The sequence below is a fragment of the Isoptericola luteus genome (assembly GCF_020297055.1).
Taxonomy (GTDB): domain Bacteria; phylum Actinomycetota; class Actinomycetes; order Actinomycetales; family Cellulomonadaceae; genus Isoptericola; species Isoptericola luteus.
In genome coordinates this window covers 24,773-45,468 of record NZ_JAIXCQ010000011.1, presented here as the reverse complement: position 1 = coordinate 45,468, position 20,696 = coordinate 24,773, and the positions used below count along the sequence as shown (strand labels likewise).

At 71.3% G+C, this 20,696-nt stretch carries 18 protein-coding genes; 11 read left to right on the top strand and 7 right to left on the bottom strand.

What is annotated here, in order from left to right; translation table 11 throughout:
• The first annotated feature begins 291 nt into the window (after positions 1–291).
• The 8 genes from LEP48_RS14665 to LEP48_RS14630 all read left to right on the top strand — a co-directional run bounded on the left by LEP48_RS14665 (position 292) and on the right by LEP48_RS14630 (position 7,984).
• The gene (locus LEP48_RS14665) at positions 292–1,809 is read left to right on the top strand and encodes a molybdopterin-dependent oxidoreductase (protein ID WP_225563478.1); all 1,518 of its coding nucleotides are present in this window, start codon (positions 292–294) and stop codon (positions 1,807–1,809) included.
• 12 nt (positions 1,810–1,821) lie between these two features.
• A complete protein-coding gene (locus LEP48_RS14660; protein ID WP_168631482.1) occupies positions 1,822–2,043 on the top strand; it encodes a hypothetical protein in 222 nt (73 codons plus the stop codon).
• A gap of 79 nt (positions 2,044–2,122) precedes the next feature.
• On the top strand, positions 2,123–2,944 hold the full coding sequence (locus LEP48_RS14655) for a Crp/Fnr family transcriptional regulator (RefSeq protein WP_225563477.1): 822 nt from the start codon (positions 2,123–2,125) through the stop codon (positions 2,942–2,944).
• A gap of 130 nt (positions 2,945–3,074) precedes the next feature.
• Complete coding sequence (locus LEP48_RS14650; protein ID WP_154795784.1) at positions 3,075–3,314, top strand: heavy-metal-associated domain-containing protein; 240 nt, start codon at positions 3,075–3,077, stop codon at positions 3,312–3,314.
• A gap of 467 nt (positions 3,315–3,781) precedes the next feature.
• Positions 3,782–4,201 (top strand): hypothetical protein, encoded by a 420-nt coding sequence (locus tag LEP48_RS14645; RefSeq protein WP_225563476.1) that lies wholly within the window; start codon positions 3,782–3,784, stop codon positions 4,199–4,201.
• A 315-nt stretch (positions 4,202–4,516) separates the two neighbouring features.
• On the top strand, positions 4,517–6,454 hold the full coding sequence (locus LEP48_RS14640; RefSeq protein ID WP_225563475.1) for a heavy metal translocating P-type ATPase: 1,938 nt from the start codon (positions 4,517–4,519) through the stop codon (positions 6,452–6,454).
• A gap of 96 nt (positions 6,455–6,550) precedes the next feature.
• Positions 6,551–6,982 (top strand): cupin domain-containing protein, encoded by a 432-nt coding sequence (locus tag LEP48_RS14635; protein WP_188524003.1) that lies wholly within the window; start codon positions 6,551–6,553, stop codon positions 6,980–6,982.
• 87 nt (positions 6,983–7,069) lie between these two features.
• On the top strand, positions 7,070–7,984 hold the full coding sequence (locus LEP48_RS14630; RefSeq protein WP_225563474.1) for an NADP-dependent oxidoreductase: 915 nt from the start codon (positions 7,070–7,072) through the stop codon (positions 7,982–7,984).
• 198 nt (positions 7,985–8,182) lie between these two features.
• On the opposite strand, the gene LEP48_RS18945 is transcribed toward LEP48_RS14630, so the two are convergent.
• The gene (locus LEP48_RS18945; protein ID WP_225563473.1) at positions 8,183–8,512 is read right to left on the bottom strand and encodes a LacI family DNA-binding transcriptional regulator; all 330 of its coding nucleotides are present in this window, start codon (positions 8,510–8,512) and stop codon (positions 8,183–8,185) included.
• A gap of 162 nt (positions 8,513–8,674) precedes the next feature.
• On the opposite strand from LEP48_RS18945, the gene hrpA reads away from it, so the two are divergent.
• Positions 8,675–13,324 (top strand): ATP-dependent RNA helicase HrpA, encoded by a 4,650-nt coding sequence (gene hrpA / locus LEP48_RS14620; RefSeq protein ID WP_225563472.1) that lies wholly within the window; start codon positions 8,675–8,677, stop codon positions 13,322–13,324.
• Between the two features lie 3 nt (positions 13,325–13,327).
• Here hrpA and LEP48_RS14615 read toward each other — a convergent pair whose 3' ends face one another.
• From LEP48_RS14615 to LEP48_RS14595, 5 genes are all read right to left on the bottom strand, one after another.
• Positions 13,328–14,284, bottom strand: a complete 957-nt coding sequence (locus tag LEP48_RS14615) for an endo alpha-1,4 polygalactosaminidase (RefSeq protein ID WP_225563471.1) — start codon at positions 14,282–14,284, stop codon at positions 13,328–13,330.
• A gap of 91 nt (positions 14,285–14,375) precedes the next feature.
• A complete protein-coding gene (locus LEP48_RS14610; protein ID WP_225563470.1) occupies positions 14,376–15,677 on the bottom strand; it encodes a hypothetical protein in 1,302 nt (433 codons plus the stop codon).
• Complete coding sequence (locus tag LEP48_RS14605) at positions 15,674–16,372, bottom strand: hypothetical protein (RefSeq protein WP_225563469.1); 699 nt, start codon at positions 16,370–16,372, stop codon at positions 15,674–15,676. Before LEP48_RS14605 ends, LEP48_RS14610 begins: the two co-directional genes overlap by 4 nt.
• A 5-nt stretch (positions 16,373–16,377) precedes the next feature.
• The gene (locus LEP48_RS14600) at positions 16,378–17,670 is read right to left on the bottom strand and encodes a DUF308 domain-containing protein (protein ID WP_225563468.1); all 1,293 of its coding nucleotides are present in this window, start codon (positions 17,668–17,670) and stop codon (positions 16,378–16,380) included.
• Entirely contained in the window at positions 17,670–17,960 is a 291-nt protein-coding gene (locus LEP48_RS14595; protein WP_225563467.1) for a hypothetical protein, read from the bottom strand. Before LEP48_RS14595 ends, LEP48_RS14600 begins: the two co-directional genes overlap by 1 nt.
• 265 nt (positions 17,961–18,225) lie before the next feature.
• On the opposite strand from LEP48_RS14595, the gene LEP48_RS14590 reads away from it, so the two are divergent.
• Both LEP48_RS14590 and LEP48_RS14585 read left to right on the top strand, forming a co-directional pair.
• Entirely contained in the window at positions 18,226–18,471 is a 246-nt protein-coding gene (locus LEP48_RS14590) for a PspC domain-containing protein (protein ID WP_225566342.1), read from the top strand.
• A gap of 2 nt (positions 18,472–18,473) precedes the next feature.
• Complete coding sequence (locus tag LEP48_RS14585; protein WP_225566341.1) at positions 18,474–18,998, top strand: O-acetyl-ADP-ribose deacetylase; 525 nt, start codon at positions 18,474–18,476, stop codon at positions 18,996–18,998.
• A gap of 38 nt (positions 18,999–19,036) precedes the next feature.
• Here LEP48_RS14585 and LEP48_RS14580 read toward each other — a convergent pair whose 3' ends face one another.
• Positions 19,037–20,518: an APC family permease gene (locus tag LEP48_RS14580; protein ID WP_225566340.1), complete on the bottom strand. Its 1,482-nt coding sequence runs from the start codon at positions 20,516–20,518 to the stop codon at positions 19,037–19,039.
• Positions 20,519–20,696 lie beyond the last annotated feature (178 nt).

The window sequence follows — 20,696 nt, the reverse complement described above, 5'->3', positions numbered from 1 at the left end:
CGATTCCGATGCGAGCGCGGGGCACAGGGCGGCTCTCCGAGCATCTACGTCTGGGCTCCCGCACCAAAGCTCCCACCGCAGCCTGCCGTGGAAGGCCAGCACGGGATCCGACCGATGGCAGCGGACCGGCATCGAGCAGCCCGTAGATGCCCGGGATGGAAGGCCAACACGGGATCCGACCGATGGCAGCGGACCGGCATCGAGCAGCCCGTAGATGCCCGGGATAGGTGGGCGGCTTAGTGTGGCGAGGACAGGCGCGGCTACAGCCGGCGACGATCTATGGAGGCATTCTTGGACCCGGATTTCCCGCTCTGGCTGCGGGCTACACACCTGCTCAACTTTGTCCTAATGGGGATTGTGCTGCGCAGCGGGTGGGAAATTCTCGCCTCGCTGCCCCGCCTGTGGTGGCGCAATGACTCCAAGCCGGGCACTGAGTGGATCAAGTTCACCCGCCGGGAGCTGCCGAAGGAGGAGGGCGTCTACACCTCCCTCATGGACGAGCGATCCGCCAGCCCGCTGCTGACCTTGCCGGGGAAGAAGAACATCGGCCTGGGGCGGCACTGGCACGGACTGGGAGTGACGCTGTGGTTGATCAACGGCCTGCTTTACGTCGTCCTGCTGTTCGGCACCGGCCTGTGGCGGCGGATCGTGCCGAACTCGTGGGATGTGTTCCCCGAGGCGTGGGAATCCATGCGGATCTACCTCGGCTTCGGCGTGCCCTCGATCGAGCATTTCCAGCCCTACGACGCGCTGCAGATGCTCACCTACACCGGCGTCGTCTTCATCTTGGCGCCGTTGCTGATCCTGACAGGTATCGCGATGTCCCCGGCCGTGCGTTCGCGCTTCCCCTGGTACCTGAAGCTGTGGGGTGGGCACCAGGGCGCTCGTTCGCTGCACTTCATCGGCATGGTCCTGATGAGCATTTTCATCGTGATGCACATCGGTCTGGTGTTCTTGGTCCACCCCGAGTACAACCTGCCGCACATGGTCTTCGGTGTCACCGACACCGCCCGATACGCGCAGGCCTTCACCATCGCGATCGCCACGATCGTCGTCGTTATCGGCTTGTGGATCGCTCTGAGCTACCTCACGCTGGCCGACCGCCCGCGCTCCCAGCGCGTGCTCGTGGCGCTGACTGAGCCGATCCGCAAGGTCACCCTGAACTGGATGAAGCCCCGCATGGGACGCCAGAGTACTTACACCGAGAAGGACATCTCGGAGTTCCACTGGACCAACGGGCTCCCGCCGACCAAGGACGAGTCCACGGAGTGGCTCGCCCACCGGGACAGCGGCTTCCGTGACTGGCGCCTCGAGCTCGGTGGTGAGCTGAGCGGTAAGACGCTGCAGCTGAGCCTGGGGGACTTGCGTCAGCTCCCGAAGACCGAGTACATCGCGGTCCACACCTGCATGCAGGGCTGGTCGGCCACCTCCAAATGGGCCGGCGTCCGGCTCCGTGACCTCCTCGAGGTCCTCGGACCTCCCCCGGAGGGTGCCAACTACGTGATGATCACCTCCCACGGCCTGGCCCAGGAGATGTGGGACCACCGGCCGCGGGAACCGTTCTACGCGGTGCTGGACCTCGACACGGTCGCCGAGGACGACACGATCCTGGCGTACGAGCGCAACGGGCACCCGTTGGAGGTGCATCTGGGCGCGCCGCTGCGGCTGCGGGTGGAGTCGAACCATGGGTACAAGATGGTCAAGTGGATCAAGTCCATCGAGTGGATCACCGACTACGCCGCGTACGGTGAGGGTCGTGGCGGCACCCGTGAGGACGCCGCGATGCAGGCGTTCAACGGCCGGATCTGACAGGAGCAGGGCATGATCAGCACTATCTACACCGTCGCCGGCATGACCACAGCCGAGGATGCGCGGGCCATCAAGGACAGGCTCTATCTCGTGGCAGGTATCGGTGCCGTCGCCACCGAGATCATTCCCGACGGCGAAGCGCGCATCATCCTCAAGCACAAGGACGACGTCGAGCTGAACCGCTCGGCCATCGAGGCAGCCGTGCAGGAGGCGGGCGAATACACGCTCGCCTGACCATTACGGCTACCAATAATGAGACGAAGCACGTGCTTATTCGTCTCGGCGCATCTAGCATCACTTTCAGGAGGCAATCGTGAGCAGCGAACCCGGCTCCGCCGCATCGCACGGTGCATCCTCCCCGGTCAATTCGGCTACCGGCGCACCTGGCCGACGACGAGTCCCGCTGCGCTCAACCTGCGCCCAGCCCCATCACTGTCCATTGCCGGTACGCATGAAGGTTCTCGGCCAGGTGCCGCTCTTCGCCGGTCTGTCCCACGAGGATCTTGTCGGTATCGACCACCGCATGGTCTCGCTGTCCTGGGCTGAGGACGACCCGCTCTACACAGCCGGCGACGTGGCCGAACATCTCTACGTCATGGCAGCCGGGCGCGCCAAGGTCTCCCGCCCGACCCCGAACGGCCAGGACGTCGTCGTCGATCTCCTGGCCCCTGGCGACCTCTTCGGAGGCATGCACACCCTGGGCCAGCCCACCTACCCCGAAACCGTTCGCGCCCTGACCACCACCTGCGCGTTACGCATCGACACACGCGCTTTCCGCGATGTCATGACGCAACACCCCGAGGTCGCCCTACGGGTGGTGGACGACGTCACCGCGCTGCTAGCGCAAGCGCGTGCGGACGTCACCGCGCAATCCACCGCCACCGTCGCCCAGCGGGTAGCGACCACGCTGTTGCGCCTAGCCGAGAAGTTCGGCCAGGACAGCTCCTCCGGTGCCACATTGATCCAGTTGCCGCTGTCTCGCACTGACCTGGCCGGCATGACCGGTTCGACACCGGAGTCCGTCTCCCGGGTAATGAGCCAGCTCCGCAAGGACGGCATCATCGACTCCGGCCGCAGATGGACCGCCATCCTGGACGGCGACCGTCTGCTCGCCACCGTGGCCGCCAGTGCCTGAGGGGCGAGGACTCTCTCACGTCTGCTGCGGTTGATTGATGCACGTCATGGTTCGGTTCCTGGCCCGCTCGTAACGTCGTAGTCAGCACCCAAGAAGGGTGAGACCTCGTCAGAGAAGGAAGGAACACACCATGAGCACCACCGCTCCCACCACCACCCACACGACCCTGCGCGCCGAAGGCTTCTCCTGCCCCTCCTGCGTGGCGAAGATCGAGAAGCGTGTCGGACGCCTGGACGGCGTCAGCGCCGTGAAGGTCCAGTTCGCCTCGGCACGCATCGAGGTCGACCACGACCCGGCCAAGGCCAGCGTCGAGGACCTGATCGCCGCTGTGGGCAAGGCCGGGTACGTCGCCAAGCCTGCCGCGTTCTGACGCCCGCCGCGCCAAGGAGAAGGACAGTGAGCGTCATGGCACAGGCGGCGCACCTGCAGCTGCGCCTGGGCGAGTTTTTCTGCCCCTCGTGCGCCACCGACATCAACCGGCACCTGAAGCGTCTTCCGGGGTGCAGGCCGTGCACATCGATCTGCACTCGCACCGGGTTGACGTCGACTACGACCCCCGACGCTTGGACGTCGAGGACATCCTGGTGACCGTCGGCGGTGCCGGCGTTACCGCAAGCGTTATCTCGGAGGACCTAGGACCCGCCTCCACTAGGGCGACCAGGGACGTCGACCGGTGCCCAGACCAAGCGCGAGCGCACTGCCCGGGCGTCATCCCGCCACCCATGAGGGCCGCACCGGGCCGCCGGGCCCGTCAATGATCAGCGGAAGCCTGCCCGCTGCATTCTCACGTGTGAACCGCTGGTAGACCCACGTCCCAAGAACTCAGGAGAGATTGCTATGAGCGTCAAGCTTCACCATGTCCCGCCGCGCCTGGCGAGCGGGGCCTTCATATTGAACACCGGAATCACTAAGCGGTCATTGGACGTCGACGGGGCAACGGGGCTGCGGGACCAGGCCGCCAACGCGTTCCCGTTCTTGAAGAAGATGGACCCGGTCCGCTTCGGGAAGGCGTTGTCGACCTTCGAGATCGCTCTGGGCACGGCGCTACTAGCCCCGATGGTACCCACCCAGGTGGCCGCGGCCGGCCTAAGTGGATTCTCGGCCGCATTGATGGCCGTGTACCTCAAGACGCCAGGGTTCACCCGTGATGACGGAATCCGTCCAGCGCCGGCTGGCATGGGGATCGCTCGGGACGTCTTCATGCTCGGTAGCGGTCTGGGCCTGATGGTGGAGGAACTGGCAACCAGGCGAACCTGACGGGGCCGTCCCGCCATGCGCGTGACACCCGGCCCCACGGGCCCCGCGGACTGGGGTGTGGTCATGGGCGCCCGCGGGCCGAGGCTACGTGGCTCGTCCGGTCGCATTCTGAGCCGGACCAGCTAAGCGTCACCGCCGATCAACTCGGCGGTGACGCTCTTCATTGCGCCAGCACGCTAGAGCAGCCCCGGCGGCGGTGCACGGATGGGTGTGCGGTTGATTGACGCCGGTCATGGTTGCCCGGTGCCGATCTTCATAACGTCGTTGTCAGCACCCCGAACTGGGGTTGGACAGCTACAGGAAGGTCGAACAGCTATGAACAAGCTGCAGCAGTGGTGGTACGGCAGGTGGGCGATCCCAGTGGTCTCCGGGGCGCTGATCCTCATCTCGTTCTTCGTGGCCCGCGGCCTCGGTTCCGATGCGTGGAGCAACGCCTTCATGGTGGCCGCCGCCGTGGTCGCGGGTACCCCGATCGTGACCAAGGCAGCCCGGGCGCTCATGGCCCGGGTCATCGGCATCGACCTGCTGGTCTCGGTGGCCGCGATCGGCGCGGTGATCATCGGGGAGTACTGGGAGGCCGCCGCGGTGACCTTCCTCTTCGCCATCGGGCACGCCCTGGAGTCCGCAACGCTGAACAAGACCCGCTCGGCACTGGCCGAGCTGGTGGCCGTGGCCCCAGACGTGGCCGTGGTCATGCGCGACGGCGTGCAGGTGGAGGTGCCCGCTGCGAGCGTGGCCATGGGCGAGATCGTCCTGGTCAAGAACGGCGCTAAGGTCCCGGTGGACGGCGAGGTCGTGGCCGGCACCGGCGCCCTGGACGAGGCCTCCATCACCGGGGAGTCCATCCCCGTGGAGAAGTCCAAGGGCGACCACGTCTTCGCCGGAACCGTCGCCAAGGGTGGGTTCCTCCAGGTGCTCGCCACCGGCATCGGCGCCGACACCACGCTGGCCCGCATCATCCACCGCGTGGAGGACGCCCAGGACGCCAAGGCCAAGACCGCCCAGTTCATGGACCGGTTCTCCGCCTGGTACACCCCGGCCATCATGGTCCTGGCCCTCGTGGTGGGCCTGCTCACCGGTGACGTCGTGCTCGGGCTGACCCTGCTGGTCATCGGCTGCCCCGGCGCGCTGGTCATCTCCATCCCGGTCTCCATCGTCGCCGGCATCGGCCGGGCCGCCAAGGACGGCATCCTCATCAAGGGTGGGGAGTACCTGGAGACCTCCGGCAAGATCACCGCCGTCGCGGTGGACAAGACCGGCACCCTGACCAAGGGCCGCCCGCACCTGACCGACGTCGTCGTCCTGGCCCCAGCCATGGATCGCGCCCAGGTGCTGACCTGGGCAGCCCGGGCCGAGGCCGGCTCCGAGCACCCGCTCGCCCGACCCATCCTGGAGGCAGCAGCCGCGGAGGGGCTGGCCACGTCGGGGCTGCCCGAGGTCACCGAGCCCGTGCCTGGCAAGGGCATCACTGCCACCATCGGCGGGCGCCGGGTCCTCATCGGCAACGTGGCGCTGCTGGAGCAGTACGGCATCGCCGACACTGTTGGCGCCGGGCAGGCCGCTGAGGAGCTCGCCGCAGCGGGCAGGACGGCGATGATCGTGGCCGTGGAGGATGCGGTGGCTGGTGTGGTCGCGGTGGCTGATGAGGTCCGTCCCGACGCGGCGCAGATGGTCGCCCGTCTGCACGACGCCGGGGTGAAGAAGGTGGTCATGCTCACCGGTGACGCCCCGCTGGTGGCGAAGGCAGTTGGTGCGGCGACCGGGGTCGATGAGGTCCGCGCCGGCCTGCTGCCCGAGGACAAGCTCGACGCAGTCGCGGACCTGCAGCGTCAGGGTCACGTCGTGGCCATGGTCGGTGACGGCGTCAACGACGCCCCGGCCCTGGCCACCGCCGATATCGGCGTAGCCATGGGTGCGGCCGGCTCGGCCGTGGCCGTAGAGACCGCCGACATCGCCCTCATGGGCGACAACCTGCTCAAGCTCCCCGAAGCGATCGGCCTGGCCCGGCGCACCGTGAACAACATGCGCCAGAACATCACCATCGCCCTGATCACCGTGGCCGTGCTGCTGGCCGGAGTGCTGCTCGGCGGAGTGACCATGTCCATCGGGATGCTCGTCCACGAAGCCTCGGTCCTGGTCGTGATCGTCAACGCCATGCGCTTGCTGCGCCGCCACCAGGACACCACCAGCACCACGGCGACACCTTCCGCGCCAGCCACCGCCGCACCGATCCCAGCTGCGGTCCGGTCCTGACCCTCTACCCCGGGCGGGACGCCTCATCCACCGTCCCGGCCAGGCGCGGATGTATCACCGCCGGGTAAGCCCGGCACAACCACAACAGGAGGAATCATGAGTAACGAAGAACACTTCACCATCGAGGGCAACGTCGAGCACTTCACCATCGCGCGGGTCGCCCAGGACAATCCCGACTTCCGCCGGGTGCTGTGGACCGGCCAGCACGCCCAGATCGTCATCATGACGATCTCCGCCGGTGGCGAGATCGGTGAGGAGGTCCACGAGCACACCGACCAGATCCTGACCTTCGTCAGCGGGGCCGGTCAGGCCGACCTCAACGGCCATACCCACCCGATCGAGGCCGGTGACCAGTGCGCCGTCCCCGCCGGCGCCCGGCACAACTTCCGCAACACCGGCGACGAGCCGCTCGTGCTCTACACCATCTACTCCCCGCCCGAGCACGCGGCCGACGGCGCCTACCCCACCAAGGAAGAAGCCGACGCCGCCGAGGCCGCTGGCCAGGACGAACCTCCCACCGCCGCCTGACCGGCCATCCCCGCGCAGCGAACTCAGCGGCTGTTGGCCGCACCTGTCTCACCCGCTTCGAACACACAGCAGAAGGAGAAGAACCCCATGTCCAAGGTGTACGTATTCACCGACTTCGGCGGCCCCGAGACCCAGGCACTCATCGACCGTCCAGCGCCGCAGCCCGGCCCCGGTGAGCTCGCCGTCCGGGTCCGCGCCGCCGGTGTCAACCCCGTCGACTACAAGATCCGCGCCGGCCGCTACCGTCGGGACCAGCCGTTGCCGGCCCCCATGGGTCAGGAGGTCTCCGGTGTCGTCACCGCCCTCGGTGAGGGAGTCGAAAGCTTCGCCGTGGGCGACGAGATCCTCGGCCATGTGGTCCCGGACTACGGCGCCTTCGCCGAGGACACCCTCGTGCGCGCTACCGATGCCGTGGCCAAGCCGGACGAGATCGCCTTCGCCGACGCGGCCACCATCCCCGTCGCCGGGGCCACCGCCTACGACGCCACCCACCAGATCGAGCTCGAGCCCGGCCAGCAGCTCCTCATCCTCGGGGCCGGCGGCGGTGTCGGACTCATGGCCGCCCAGATCGGCAAGGTCCACCAGTTCACCGTCATCGGCATCGCCTCGCAGGCCAAGCGCGAGATCGTTCAAGCCACCGGAGCAACGTTCATCCCCTCCGGTGCAAATGTCGCCGACCAGGTGCGCCAGATCGCCCCCGAGGGGGTAGACCTGATCCTGGACCTCGTCGGTGGCGATGCCCTGCGTCAGGTCGCCGGACTCGTCACCGACCCGGCCAGGATCATCTCCGCCGCCGACCCCGACACCGTCACCGAGCTCGGCGGCAGTCCCCTGAAGCGCACCACCGAGGCACTGGAGAAGATCACCGGCGTCATCGAATACAACCTCGTCGACCCCAACGTCTCGGCCCTCTACCCGCTGGAGGACGCGGGCGAAGCCATTGCTGCGGTCGAGAGCGGCCACGCCACCGGCAAGATCGTCATCCAGCCTCACAACGCCTGACGCGGGTTGACCGGTTGCGCATGTGAAGCACCTGGGCCGGGCCCGGTAGCACCGCGAGCACCCTCGTCATCGGCGTCAGCTGACCCGGCCGCCACACAACCCCGATAGAACCCCGCCATATAACGGCGCAAGTCACATCTGGGAGTTCGTATGGGCGGCCGTCGAGGGCCGCGCTGCGCGCCATGAGCGCGACGGCGATCAGGGCGATCTCGAGAAACCCGGCGAGCATGTATGCCTCGGCGGGCACCATGCCGGCGACCTCGAGTCCGAACAGGACCATGCCGCGGTAGGCCAGCGCGGTCGCGATGGCGGCGGCCGCGATGACTGCGACGATCGGGAGTCGGCGGTGCCCGGCCGGGGAGTCGGTAGCGCCGACGGCACGTAGCCCAGGTCGTCGATGGCCTGCCGGATCGCGGCTCGCGCGTCCCGGCTGACGAAGCCGTGGGCGTTGATGAGCCGCGTCACCGTGGTGGGTGAGACGCCCGCCCGGTCGGCGACGTCCCGCAGCGTCGTGACGCGTCCCCTCATCGGCGCCTCCTCCGGTCGTGGTCGGCCACTGCGGCGGCCCGATCATGGAACCGCTCCCAGCAGGTCCGCCTTCGCGGGCGAGACCCCTTCGCCTCCCGCCGTCGCGCGCCATTCCCCCTGAGCGCGCGAATCACCTTGCGGACGTTGAGAGAATGGGACGTCGTGAGCACCGAGCCCAGCCCCGCACCGCAGTCGTCGTCGGACGACGGCGGTGCGCGTCGTCCCCGCCGCCGGGGCCGCGGGCGCGGCCAGGGCGGCGGCCAGGGCCGCGAGAACCGCGCCGGGAACCGCGGCGCCCCCCAGCGCTCCGGCCCCCGCCGGGTCAGCCGCGAGCAGCTCGAGAAGGCGGCCGCGAAGCGTGCCGCCGTCGAGGTGCCGCCTATCGTCTACCCGGAGCAGCTCCCGGTCTCGGCCCGCCGGGAGGACATCGCGTCCGCGATCCGCACGCACCAGGTGGTCGTGGTCGCGGGCGAGACCGGCTCGGGCAAGACGACGCAGCTGCCCAAGATCCTGCTGGAGCTCGGCCGCGGGCGCGCCGGGCAGATCGGGCACACGCAGCCGCGCCGGATCGCGGCCCGGTCGGTCGCCGAGCGGGTGGCGTCCGAGCTCGGGACCGAGCTGGGCGGCGTCGTCGGCTACCAGGTGCGGTTCACCGACCAGTCCAGCGACTCGACGCTCGTCAAGGTCATGACCGACGGCATCCTGCTGGCGCAGATCCAGCGGGACCCGGACCTGCTGGCCTACGACACGATCGTCATCGACGAGGCGCACGAGCGGTCGCTGAACATCGACTTCCTGCTCGGCTACCTGTCGCGCCTGCTGCCCCGGCGTCCGGACCTCAAGCTCGTCATCACGTCGGCGACGATCGACTCGGCGCGCTTCGCGGCACACTTCTCGCCGGCCCACCTGGCGGAGGTCGGTGGTGCGCCCGAGGCCGTGGTCGACGTCCTGCCCGACGCCGCGCCCGTCGTCGAGGTCACCGGGCGCACGTACCCGGTGGAGATCCGCTGGCGGCCCCTCTCCCCCGACACCGACCCGGACCAACCCAAGAAGGCCAAGGGCGGCTCCGACCGCGACGAGAAGGACCTCGTCACCGGCATCGTGGAGGCCTGCGACGAGCTGATGCGCGAGGGGCCGGGTGACATCCTCGTCTTCCTCTCCGGCGAGCGGGAGATCCACGACGCCGCCGACGCGCTGGAAGGGCACCTCAAGGAGCGGGTCCGCGACCCGAAGCACCCGCAGCACGTCGAGATCCTGCCGCTGTACTCGCGGCTGTCGGCCGCGGAGCAGCACCGCGTCTTCGAGTCCCACGCGGGCCGGCGCATCGTGCTGTCGACGAACGTCGCCGAGACGTCGCTGACCGTGCCGGGCATCCACTACGTCGTCGACCCGGGCACCGCACGCATCTCGCGCTACTCCAAGGCGACCAAGGTGCAGCGCCTGCCGATCGAGCCCGTCAGCCAGGCGTCGGCCAACCAGCGATCCGGCCGCTCGGGCCGGGTGGCCGACGGCGTGGCGATCCGCCTGTACTCCGAGGAGGACTTCCTCGGCCGGCCGGAGTTCACCGAGCCCGAGATCCTGCGCACCTCGCTCGCGTCCGTGCTGCTGCAGATGATCAGCGTCGGCGTCGTCTCCACGCCTGACGACGTCGCGCGCTTCCCGTTCGTCGAGCCGCCCGACACCCGCTCGGTGCGCGACGGCGTGCAGCTCCTCACCGAGCTCGGCGCCCTGGCGAACCAGGACGGCCGGACCCGGCTCACCGACGTCGGGCGCACCCTCGCCCAGCTCCCGATGGACCCGCGCCTGGCACGCATGATCATCGAGGGCGCGAAGCAGGGCGTGGCGCGCGAGGTCGCGATCATCGCCGCCGTCCTGTCCATCCAGGACCCGCGGGAGCGTCCCGCCGAGACGCGGGCCCAGGCCGACCAGCTCCACGCGCGGTTCACCGACCCGCACTCCGACTTCCTCACCTACCTCAACCTGTGGGAGTACGTGCGCGGCCAGCAGCACGAGATGGGCTCGTCCGCGTTCCGCCGCATGTGCAAGGCGGAGCACCTGAACTTCCTACGGATCCGCGAGTGGCAGGACGTCGTCGCCCAGCTCCGCGAGATGTCCAAGCCGCTCGGGATCGACATGCGCTACACCCCCAACACCACCCGGCCGTCCGGGCGCGACGGCGCGGGGTCCGCGGCGTCGGATGCGAAGGGCGTGGAGGGTCTGGCGGGAGCGTCGCGAGGAACGAGCGGCGCGGATGGTAGCCCGAGCACCGACGCCGCGGACCTCGCGCACCATCGGCACAGCTGGGACGGCGACACCATCCACCGCTCGCTGCTGGCGGGGCTGCTCAGCCAGCTCGGCATGCAGGACACGGGCGAGATCAAGGCGTCGTCGGTCGCGCACCTGCGGGGCGAGGCCCGCGCCCGCGCGCTGCGGCAGGCCGCCAAGCGGGCGCGCAACGAGTACGTGGGCGCCCGCGGCGCGCGGTTCGCCATCTTCCCCGGCTCGCCGCTGAGCAAGAAGCCGCCGGAGTGGATCATGGCGGGCGAGCTGGTCGAGACGTCGCGGCTCTGGGCGCGCGACGTCGCCCGCATCCGGCCGGAGTGGGCGGAGGAGCTCGCAGGCCCGCTCGCGAAGCGCACCTACTCCGACCCGCACTGGTCCACCAAGCAGGGCGCGGCCGTGGCCACGGAGAAGGTGCTGCTGTACGGGGTGCCGATCGTCGCCGACCGCCCCGTGCTGTTCGCCAAGGTCGACGCCGAGGCCGCGCGCGAGATGTTCGTGCGGCACGCGCTCGTCGAAGGGCAGTGGACCACGCACCACCGGTTCTTCGCCGAGAACCGGCGCCTGCTCGCCGAGGCCGAAGAGCTCGAGGCGCGCTCCCGCCGGCGCGGGCTCGTCGCCTCCGAGGACGACCTGTTCGCGTTCTACGACGAGCGGGTGCCGGCGTCCGTCGTCAGCGCCGCGCACTTCGACACCTGGTGGAAGCAGGCGCAGCGCGAGACCCCGGACCTGCTGACGTTCACGCTCGACCAGCTCGTGGACACCGACGCCGTCGACACGGGCGAGTTCCCCCAGGCGTGGACGCAGGGCGAGGTCACCCTGCCGCTCACCTACCAGTTCTCCCCCGGCACCGCGGCCGACGGCGTCACGGTGCACGTGCCGTTGTCGATCCTCAATCGCGTCACCCCCGACGGCTTCGACTGGATGGTGCCCGGCCTGCTCGACGAGCTGTGCGTCGCCACCATCCGCTCCCTGCCCAAGACGGTGCGGCGCGAGCTCGTGCCCGCGCCCGACATCGGCGCCGCCGTCGCCGGCTGGCTGCGCGAGCACACGCCGTCGTGGGACGACCTGACCCGTGCCGGGGACATGGCCGCGCCCTTCCACGTCGAGTTCACGCGCGCCGTCCGGGCGCTGCGCGGCGTCGACATCCCGGACGAGGTCTGGGACGCCGAGCGGGTCGAGCGGCTGCCCGCGCACCTGCGCATGACGTTCCGCGTCGAGGAGGGCCCGCGTGCTCCCGCGCAGGACGCCCCGGGCCCCCAGGGCAAGGGCCGCGGCCGCAAGCCCCGCGCGGCGGCCCCGGCCCTGGTCGACGAGTCCAAGGACCTGCTCGCCCTCCAGCGGAGGCTGGCCGCGAGGTCCGAGGCCGCGGTGCGGGCCGCCGTCAAGGGCGCGGTCGGCGTCGCCCTCGAGGAGGCACGCCGTGCGTCCGCCACCGGGGCCGGGGTGCGGGCCCCGGCCGCGTCGGGCACGCCCGGACGCCAGGCCGGACCTCCGGGGCTCCCGCCCACCACCCCCGCAAGCCCGTCCGCCCGCGCGGCGGCTCCCGCCGCGGACGGGTCCGGCGGCGCACCCCGGGTCGTGGCCGAGCAGGTGGGCCTGAGCACGTGGCCCACAGGGCTGCCCGACGGCGCGCTGCCGTCGGCCGTGTCGACCGACCTCGGCGGGGGCGTCGTCGTGCGCGGGTACCCGGCGCTCGTCGAGGAGGAGGACGCCAAGCGCAGGCCGTCGGTGGCGCTGCGGGTCCTGGCCGACGTGTCGGGCCGCGACGACGCGCACGCCCGCGGCGTGCGGAGGCTGCTGCTGGGCGAGACCGCGCTCCAGGCGGGGCGGATCACCTCGCGCTGGACGGCGTCGCAGTCGCTCACGCTCGCGGCGGCGCCGTACCGGAACACCGAGGCCCTCGTGGCCGACCTGCAGCTCGCGGCCGTCACCGCGCTGACCAGCCCGGACGCGGCGAAGGCGCACGGCACCCCCACGGGCGGTCCCGTGGCCGCCCGTGTCGTGGACGCCGCGTCGTACGTGGACGCGGTGGCGTTCGTCCGGCGGCACCTCGAGGACGAGGTGCACCGGGTCGTCGGGCACGCCGTCGCCGCGCTGAGCGCCTGGCGCACCGTCGAGGGCGAGGTGCGCGCGTCGTCGTCCCTGGCGCTGCTCAACACGCTCCAGGACGTCCGCGGCCAGGTGGCCGGCATCGTCCACGACGGGTTCGTCGCCGCGACCCCGCCGCGGCGCCTCCCGCACCTGGTGCGCTACCTGCGTGCGGCGTCGGCCCGCCTGGAGAAGGCCCAGGGCAACCCCACGCGGGACGCCGAGCTGGCCTGGCGCGTGCACGACGTCACCGAGGCCTACGACAAGGCGCGCGCCGCCTACGCGACGGGCCCCGCCGACCCGGCGCGCGCCGCCGAGCTCGCCGAGGTGCGCTGGCTCGTCGAGGAGCTGCGGGTCTCGCTGTTCGCGCAGCAGCTCGGCACCGACGGCGCCGTCAGCGAGAAGCGCATCCGCAAGATCCTCAGCCCGAACGGCTGGTAGAGCTCAGCCGGCGCAGGCCTCGTAGACGTAGCCCTCCGCGTCGGGCGCCACGAGGTCGAGGTCCCGCAGGACGGTCAGCGGTGCCCGGTCGTCGAGGGCGCACACGTCGTCGAACGTCAGCCCCGCCTCGTCGAGCGCGTCGGGGTACTCGACCTGGAGCACGTGGTCCCCGTAGACGTCGGTGTAGTCCGCGCACTCGGACCAGGCGCCGCACTCCTCGGTGACGGCGAAGTCGAAGCCGAGCTCGCGGTGGGCCACGGGCGCGATCTCGGCGGCGTTCTTCTGCGCGATCGCCAGCCCCTGCGCGTGGGCGAGGTCGACGTAGGCGCTCGCGAGGGCGTACGCGCCGGCGTCGTCGATCTGGTCGAACCGCGTCCACGTGTCCAGGTTGTCGATCTCGACGGCGTCGAAGCCCGCGTCCGCGCAGCCCGTGACCACGGGCCCGATCACCGCGAGGATCCCGTCCCGCTGCGGCTCCGTGGACGGGTCGAGGACGTACTCGTCCGGCCAGTCCGGGTCGACGACCAGCTCGCCGTCGGCGTCACGCAGCAGCAGGTCCGGGTGCTCGTCGGTCCACAGGCCCGCCGCGTCGGGCTGGGTCTGGAAGCCGTTGACGTAGCAGACGTTGTACGCGCCGGGCAGCGGGTCGGCCGTCGCGTCCCGGACGACGACGTCGATCGTCGGCGTGCCGTCGCCGCCGTCGCCGCCGTCGCCCTCGCCGCCGGGCACCGCGTCGTACGCGCCGCCGAGCTGGTAGTCGAACGTGCCACGCACCGGCGGGAGCACGACCTGCTTCGCGGGAGCGGGCGCCCCGGCGAGCGAGGCGTCGTCCCCCGGGGCCTGCGCTCCCTGCGCGCCGTCCACGTGCGGCACCGGGTCGGCGTCCGCGGGCACCTCGGCGCAGGCAACGACCGACAGCGCCAGCGCGCACCCGAGAACCACGGCCGCCGTTCGACGCATCGACTTCCCCCTCGCCTGGACCGACGACGTTCGCCGTCCCACCCCATTCTCGGGGCGACGGCACCCGGGCGCGCGTTCACCCGGCGCCGGCTCAGAGCACGCGGAGCCCGGCATCCGCCGCACGGCGTCGGAGGCGGCTGACGTCCGCGCACACCAGCGGCACCTGCGACGCGTCGGCCAGCACCAGCCAGTGCCGGCGCGCCGCGACCATGTGCGGCGCACCGCTGATCAGGGTCGCGCCGTCGAGCGGGACCGGGACCCCGCCCGCCGGGCGCAGCTCCGGCGTCCCGTCCAGCCGGAGCAGCGCCGGCCCCGGCGGGACGACGACCGGGCCGAGGGCCGGCACGTCGTCCGCCAGCACCAGCACCTCCACGTCCGCACCGCGGGCGCGCAGCCGGCCGGCCAGGGCGCGCAGCGCGAACGAGGCGTAGACGGCCAGGACGGGCAGCACGCAGACGCCCACGGCCACGGCGACGCCGTCGACCCGCATCGAGCCCGTGCCCAGCCGCGCCACGACGAGGATCAGACCGCCCCCCGCGATCGGCAGGAACGCGACGTTGAGCCGCCTCCACCACGGCCGGAGCAGGGCGGGCTCCTGCAGCCCGTGCAGCACCCGCCACCCGGACCACCGGGCGGCGTCGTCGTGCTCGAGGCCCACCAGCGCGAACCCGTCCGCGAGCCGCCACCAGGCGCGCACCGACGCCGCGAGCCCGACGACGAGCACCACCACGCCGGGCGCGAGCGCGACGGCGCCGTCCGCGAGAGGCTGCTGGTCGAGACCCACGGCCACCAGCAGCAGCCCGACCGCCGCGACGATCGGGTAGAGGACGGCGCGCGCGGCGTCGAGGAGACCCGTCGCCCCGTCCACGGGCTTGACCCCCGGGTACGGCTCGAGCTCCGCGTGCCTGCGGGCGCGGAAGTGGTGCATCGCCTCCGGGTCGACACCGTCCGCGGGCCGGGGCTCGCGCACCGGCAGCGCCAGGACGTCGGGCCGCCGCAGCGCGCGCGACCAGGCGCGCCGCAGGACGCGGGCGCGCCCCCAGTCGCGCCGGTGGCGCAGCCACCAGGTGAGCGTCACGGCGACGATCACGCCACCGACGACGAGCGACGCGACGTCCGCCCGGTCGCCGTCCGCACCGTGCCCCAGGAGCACCAGGACGGGCCGGGTCCCGATCCCCGCACCGGCGAGGAGGCCCAGGAGCAGCAGCAGCCCGGCCAGCATGCGGCGACCGCCGCCGTCACGGCGCTGGGCGGTCCCGAGGTGCGCCGCCGCGAGGTCGTACCAGTCGCCGAACGTCGCAGGCAGGGGCACATCGCGCGGCGACGGGGGCAACGGCGCACGACCGCGCCTCGTGACCTCCTCGCCCGGAACCTCCGCCTGCGCCACCGTCACCCGATCTCCTCGCCCTGCGCGTCCACCGGCACGATCTTCGCAGGCCCCGCCATCGCGGCGAGCAGCATCCCGACGGCGCGCACGTGCTGGGGCTCGCTCGACCACCCCACGAGCACCAGCCCCGGCCCGCCGTCGGACGGTGCCGTGACGACGACGGCGAGCCCCAGGTCGCGCTTCGCGGGCGGGGCGGAACCTGCCGCCGCGCCGGGCAGCCGCGCGTCGACGGAGTAGGTCACCGTCATGCCGAGGGCCGGCCCGATGCCGGTCTCGAACGCCTCGGTGTACGCGGCGGACAGGTCGAAGCCCATCTTCGCCGCGACGACCCGGCGGATCACCTCCAGCAGCGACAGCGGTCCGTCGAACGCGTCGATCTGCCGGACGGAACCCACGACGTTGAGGAAGATCTCCTCGTCGATCGCCGTCGGGCCGCGGAACTCCTTGCCCTGATAGACGAGCCCGTGCAGCAGCACGGACCGGTCGCTCCACACGTCCCGCCAGGCGAGCAGCCCGTCGAGCAGCAGCCCGGCGTCATGGGCCGGCAGCTCGACGTCCACCGCGTCGAGCGCCCCGCGGATGACGCCGACCGCCTCCTGGGCGGTCTGCGTCCCGGCGAGCTCCACCCAGTCGTCGGGCACACGGATCCGGAGCTTCCAGCGGGTGGGGTTGTCGGCGTCGAGGACGTCGCTCTCGGTCATCACGCTCACCTGTTCTCGAGCTGGGTGCGCAGCAGCGCGCCCTCGCCGTCCGTCTCGCCAGCCGTGGCACCCCAGTCGGGCAGGACGCCGTTGTAGTCGTCGCCCTTGAGGTGCCCGTAGTCGCTGAACCAGTTGAACGGCTCCGCGACGAGGAAGATCCCCTGGTCGAACATGATGTCGGCCGTGCGCCAGCCCAGCTCCGCGACGGAGTCGATGCTCCCGCCCTTGGCCGCCAGCGTGAAGAACCCGGGGAACGCGCTCGTCGCGGCCTGCCCCACCTTGGACGCCGGGTTCATGAACTGCAGGAACGTCGGCGCGGTGCGACCCGCCGCGGTGGCCGACGCCGCCACCGCGCGGAACGTCGCGGTGAGACCGCCGGCACCCAGCGCCGTCGCGACCATGCCCATGATGACGCCCGGGGTGAAGCCGCCGGAGAACGACCCGGCCTGGCCCGCCGCGCTGAGGTAGGCGGCGAGGGTGCCGATCCCGCTGGCCAGGACGCTGACCAGCGCGAAGACCTGCGCGCCGGGGATGGGCAGCAGGGAGATGATCCCGGCGACGAGGCTGACCACGCCCATGATGTCGGAGATCAGGTCGAGCAGCCCGGCGTTCTCGGCCGCCCACTCGAGGATCATGTCGCCGAGGTCGGCGAACGCGTCGCCGATGTCCTCGAAGCGGTCGCCGACCCAGTCGACCGCACGGTCCCACCACGACGGGTCGTCCGGCGCCATCGCGGCGGCCGTCTCGAACTTCCCCAGCAGCGCGCGCGACGCCGCGCCGTACTGCTCGACGAGGGTCTCGATGCGCGTCCAGACGCCGTCGACCACCCCCTGGGCGTCGGCGCGGGCCTCCTCCGCGACACCGCGGGCGCGCTCGTCGTCCTGGTACTGGTCCCACTCGTGCTGCGGGGCGTCCTCCTCCGGGCGGCGGCCCTCGGGCATGCCGTAGAGGTTCGACTCGGCCGAGCTGAGAGCGGCCTTCGCCTCGCCGAGCTCGTGGTTCAGGGTGTTCGCACGGTCGCGGTAGCTCTCGAGCTTGGTGGCCCAGGTCTCGAGCGCGGAGGCCGCCGTGCGGAAGGCCTCCTCCGCCTCGATCACCTTCGGCTCGAAGTCGTCGTGCAGCATGCTGCGGAAGGCGACCGCGACCTCGCCGACCCACTCGCCCTCGTCGACGCTGCCGAGCAGGAACTTCACCCGCTCGAGGGTCTCGTGCCCGCCCGTCAGGCCGTTGGCGAGGCTGCCGGTGACGACATGGTCGCCGGGTGCCGGGTCGTACCCGATGTGCTCGTAGTGGACCATCACTCGCCCCCGAGCGCCGCGGCGAGGTCGGCGTCGATCTTGGCGAAGCCCTCGCGGATCTTCAGCAGCTGGTCCTTGGCGTTGCCCGTGGCCTCGCACATCTGGTCGATGCTGTGGTCCCACTTGTCGCGGAAGTGCGACACCTTCTCGATGAGCTCCGGCTCGCCGACCGCGGCCGGATCCGCCGACCGGATCGCGTCCAGCGGCTCGTAGAGGCGTTCCTTCATGCGCCCGAGGTCGGTCTCGACCTCCGACAGGAACTCGTCGTTCATGACGATGTCGCCGGTCACGCGCGGTCTCCCCGGGGTCGGTGTACGTCTCGACGCAGAGGATTTCACATGGGCCCGCCCGCGTCCGCCCCGTCCCATGGGGAGTTCTCCCCACCGTCGGCGCCCGCGACGTCGTGGAGGGGCGGTCAGCCCGGCAGTTCGTGATCAGGGCGGCAGTCCGGACTGCCGCCCTGATCACGAACTGCCGCATCGATCGACCCGACTCAGGGTCGAACCCGGGAAGCACCGGATACCGAGTGCGCGGCGGCGCTCGTACCGTCGAGTCATGAGCACCCCGACCTCGACCCCGTACGCGCAGCCCGCCGGCACGACCCGGCGCACGCTCTTCCGGCCCACCTACGGCCGCATGCTGGGCGGCGTCTGCGCCGGGCTGGCGGACTACCTCGGCTGGAGCCGCGGCCTGGTCCGCGTCCTCACCGTCGCGTCGATCCTCATCCCCGGCCCGCAGGTGCTGGCCTACGTCATCCTGTGGATCCTCATGCCCGACGAGGCCAAGGCCCGCCGGGCCTGACCGTGCGCGTCACCGCGGAGCAGGGCGACATCACGACGACGGCGGTGGACGCCGTCGTCAACGCCGCGAACTCGTCGCTGCTGGGCGGGGGCGGCGTGGACGGCGCGATCCACACCGCCGCCGGGCCGCGGCTGCTCGAGGCGTGCCGCGAGCTGCGCCGGTCGGTGGTCCCGGACGGGCTGCCCGTCGGGGCGGCGGTGGCCACGCCCGGCTTCGACCTGCCGGCCGCGTGGGTGGTCCACACAGTCGGCCCGAACCGGCACGCCGGCGAACAGGACCCCGCTCTCCTCGCGTCGTGCTTCGCCCGGTCGCTGGACGTCGCCGCGGACGCCGGTGCCCGCTCGGTCGCGTTCCCCGCCGTCGGCGCGGGCGTCTACGGGTGGGACGCCGACGACGTCGCCCGCGCCGCCGTCGGGGCCGTGCGGTCGTGGGACCGGACCCACCCGGGCACCGTCGACGAGGTCCGCTTCGTGCTCTTCAGCGACCGTGTCCTGACGGCGTTCGAGTCGGCGCTCGCCGGGGCTTGACCCGCCCCCGCGGCTCACCGCGCCCGCGGGCGTGCGGGCTACCGCTTGGGGAAGCCCGCGCCGGGCTTGTCCTCGTCGAGCTGGGCCACGTCGTCGAAGTGGATCTTGCGGTGCCGCACGGTCCGGTTGTAGAGCCAGGTGACGAACGACAGGACCACCCCGACGGCGATGAGCCCGCCCGCAATGACGTACTGCTCCTGCTGCTCGTCCGACCGTGCCCACGGCCCGGCGAGGTAGGCGCAGGTGATCGCCCCGAGCACCGCCAGCCACACCTTCGTCCGGAAGTGGGCGTGCGGCACGGGCTTGCGGCGCAGCACCAGCAGCGCCACGTTCACGACGGCGAACACGACGAGCAACAGCAACGACGTCGTCCCGCCGAGCAGGCTGATGGCGTTGGAGCCGGACTCCGAGCCGCTGGCCCGGACCACGTACACGATGAGGCCGTACGAGATCAGCGTCGTGACGATCACGGACACCCACGGGGTGCGGCGCGTCGGGTGCACCCGGCCGAAGGCGCGCGGCAGCACGCCCTGGTTCGCCAGGCCGAACAGCAGTCTCGACGCCATGAGCATGTTGATGAGCGCGGAGTTCGCGACGGCGAACATCCCGATGAACGGGAAGATCGTGTCGAAGGGCAGGTTCGGCGCCCCGGCCGCGACGACCTGCGTGAGCGCCGAGCCCTTCGACTCGTCCGTGAGGTCGCCCACCGGCACCAGCGCCACCGCCGTGATGGCCACCAGCACGTAGATCAGGCCCGTGACCGACAGCCCGGTGAGCATGACGCGGGGGAAGTCCTTGACCGGGTCCCGGCACTCCTCGGCCATGTTGACCGAGTCCTCGAAGCCGACCATGGCGAAGAACGCCAGCGTGGTGGCCGCCGTGACCGCGAGGAACACGCTCTTGTCGTCGGAGCTCTCGAAGACGACGACGCGCGCGAAGTCGGCACGTCCCTGCGTCACCGCGAACATCCCGACGAAGATGATGAGCAGCAGGCCGGACAGTTCGACGAGCGTCAGCACCACGTTCGCCTTGACGCTCTCGCCCACGCCCCGGAAGTTGACGATCGCGACGAGCGTCATGAACCCGAGCGCGATCCACAGGAGGCCGGCACCGCCCGTCTCGAGGCCGAGGCCGAACCCGTCGTTGAGGAACCCGGCGAACGCGTTGGACGCCGTCGACGCGGACGTGATGCCCGAGCACATCACCATGAACGCGATGATGAACGTGACGAAGTGGATGCCGAACGCCTTGTGCGTGTACAGCGCGGCGCCGGCGGCCTGGGGGTACTTGGTGACCAGCTCCAGGTAGGAGAACGCGGTGAGGGTCGCCACGGCGAACGCGATGAGGAACGGCGCCCAGGCGGCCCCGCCGACCTCGCCGGCGACCTGACCGGTCAGCGCGTAGACCCCGGTGCCGAGGATGTCTCCGACGATGAACAGCAGCAGGAGCTTGCGGCCCATCACACGCTTGAGACCGTGGTTCGGGACCACCCTGTCCCCGTCGACGACTTCCTGGCTCATCTCGGCCTCCTCGCGTCGCTGCACCCGGCACGCCTGGCGCTCCGGTGCGCCGTCCCCCCATAGAACCCTGCCCGGCCCGGCGCCGCGCGGCACGCGGGCGGCGCGCCGCCCCTCGGCCTCGCCCGGCGCGGCGCGCGCGGTTAGGGCAGGGTGAGCCACCAGGGGCCCGCCCACCTGC

Excerpts from the sequence above, each read along its gene's own strand:
- LEP48_RS14660 (WP_168631482.1), top strand. The coding sequence starts at position 1,822 with ATGATCAGCACTATCTACACCGTCGCCGGCATGACCACAGCCGAGGAT.
- LEP48_RS14650 (WP_154795784.1), top strand. The coding sequence starts at position 3,075 with ATGAGCACCACCGCTCCCACCACCACCCACACGACCCTGCGCGCCGAA.
- LEP48_RS14645 (WP_225563476.1), top strand. The coding sequence starts at position 3,782 with ATGAGCGTCAAGCTTCACCATGTCCCGCCGCGCCTGGCGAGCGGGGCC.
- LEP48_RS14640 (WP_225563475.1), top strand. The coding sequence starts at position 4,517 with ATGAACAAGCTGCAGCAGTGGTGGTACGGCAGGTGGGCGATCCCAGTG.
- LEP48_RS14635 (WP_188524003.1), top strand. The coding sequence starts at position 6,551 with ATGAGTAACGAAGAACACTTCACCATCGAGGGCAACGTCGAGCACTTC.
- LEP48_RS14630 (WP_225563474.1), top strand. The coding sequence starts at position 7,070 with ATGTCCAAGGTGTACGTATTCACCGACTTCGGCGGCCCCGAGACCCAG.
- LEP48_RS18945 (WP_225563473.1), bottom strand. The coding sequence starts at position 8,512 with ATGAGGGGACGCGTCACGACGCTGCGGGACGTCGCCGACCGGGCGGGC.
- LEP48_RS14615 (WP_225563471.1), bottom strand. The coding sequence starts at position 14,284 with ATGCGTCGAACGGCGGCCGTGGTTCTCGGGTGCGCGCTGGCGCTGTCG.
- LEP48_RS14605 (WP_225563469.1), bottom strand. The coding sequence starts at position 16,372 with ATGACCGAGAGCGACGTCCTCGACGCCGACAACCCCACCCGCTGGAAG.
- LEP48_RS14600 (WP_225563468.1), bottom strand. The coding sequence starts at position 17,670 with ATGGTCCACTACGAGCACATCGGGTACGACCCGGCACCCGGCGACCAT.
- LEP48_RS14590 (WP_225566342.1), top strand. The coding sequence starts at position 18,226 with ATGAGCACCCCGACCTCGACCCCGTACGCGCAGCCCGCCGGCACGACC.
- LEP48_RS14580 (WP_225566340.1), bottom strand. The coding sequence starts at position 20,518 with ATGAGCCAGGAAGTCGTCGACGGGGACAGGGTGGTCCCGAACCACGGT.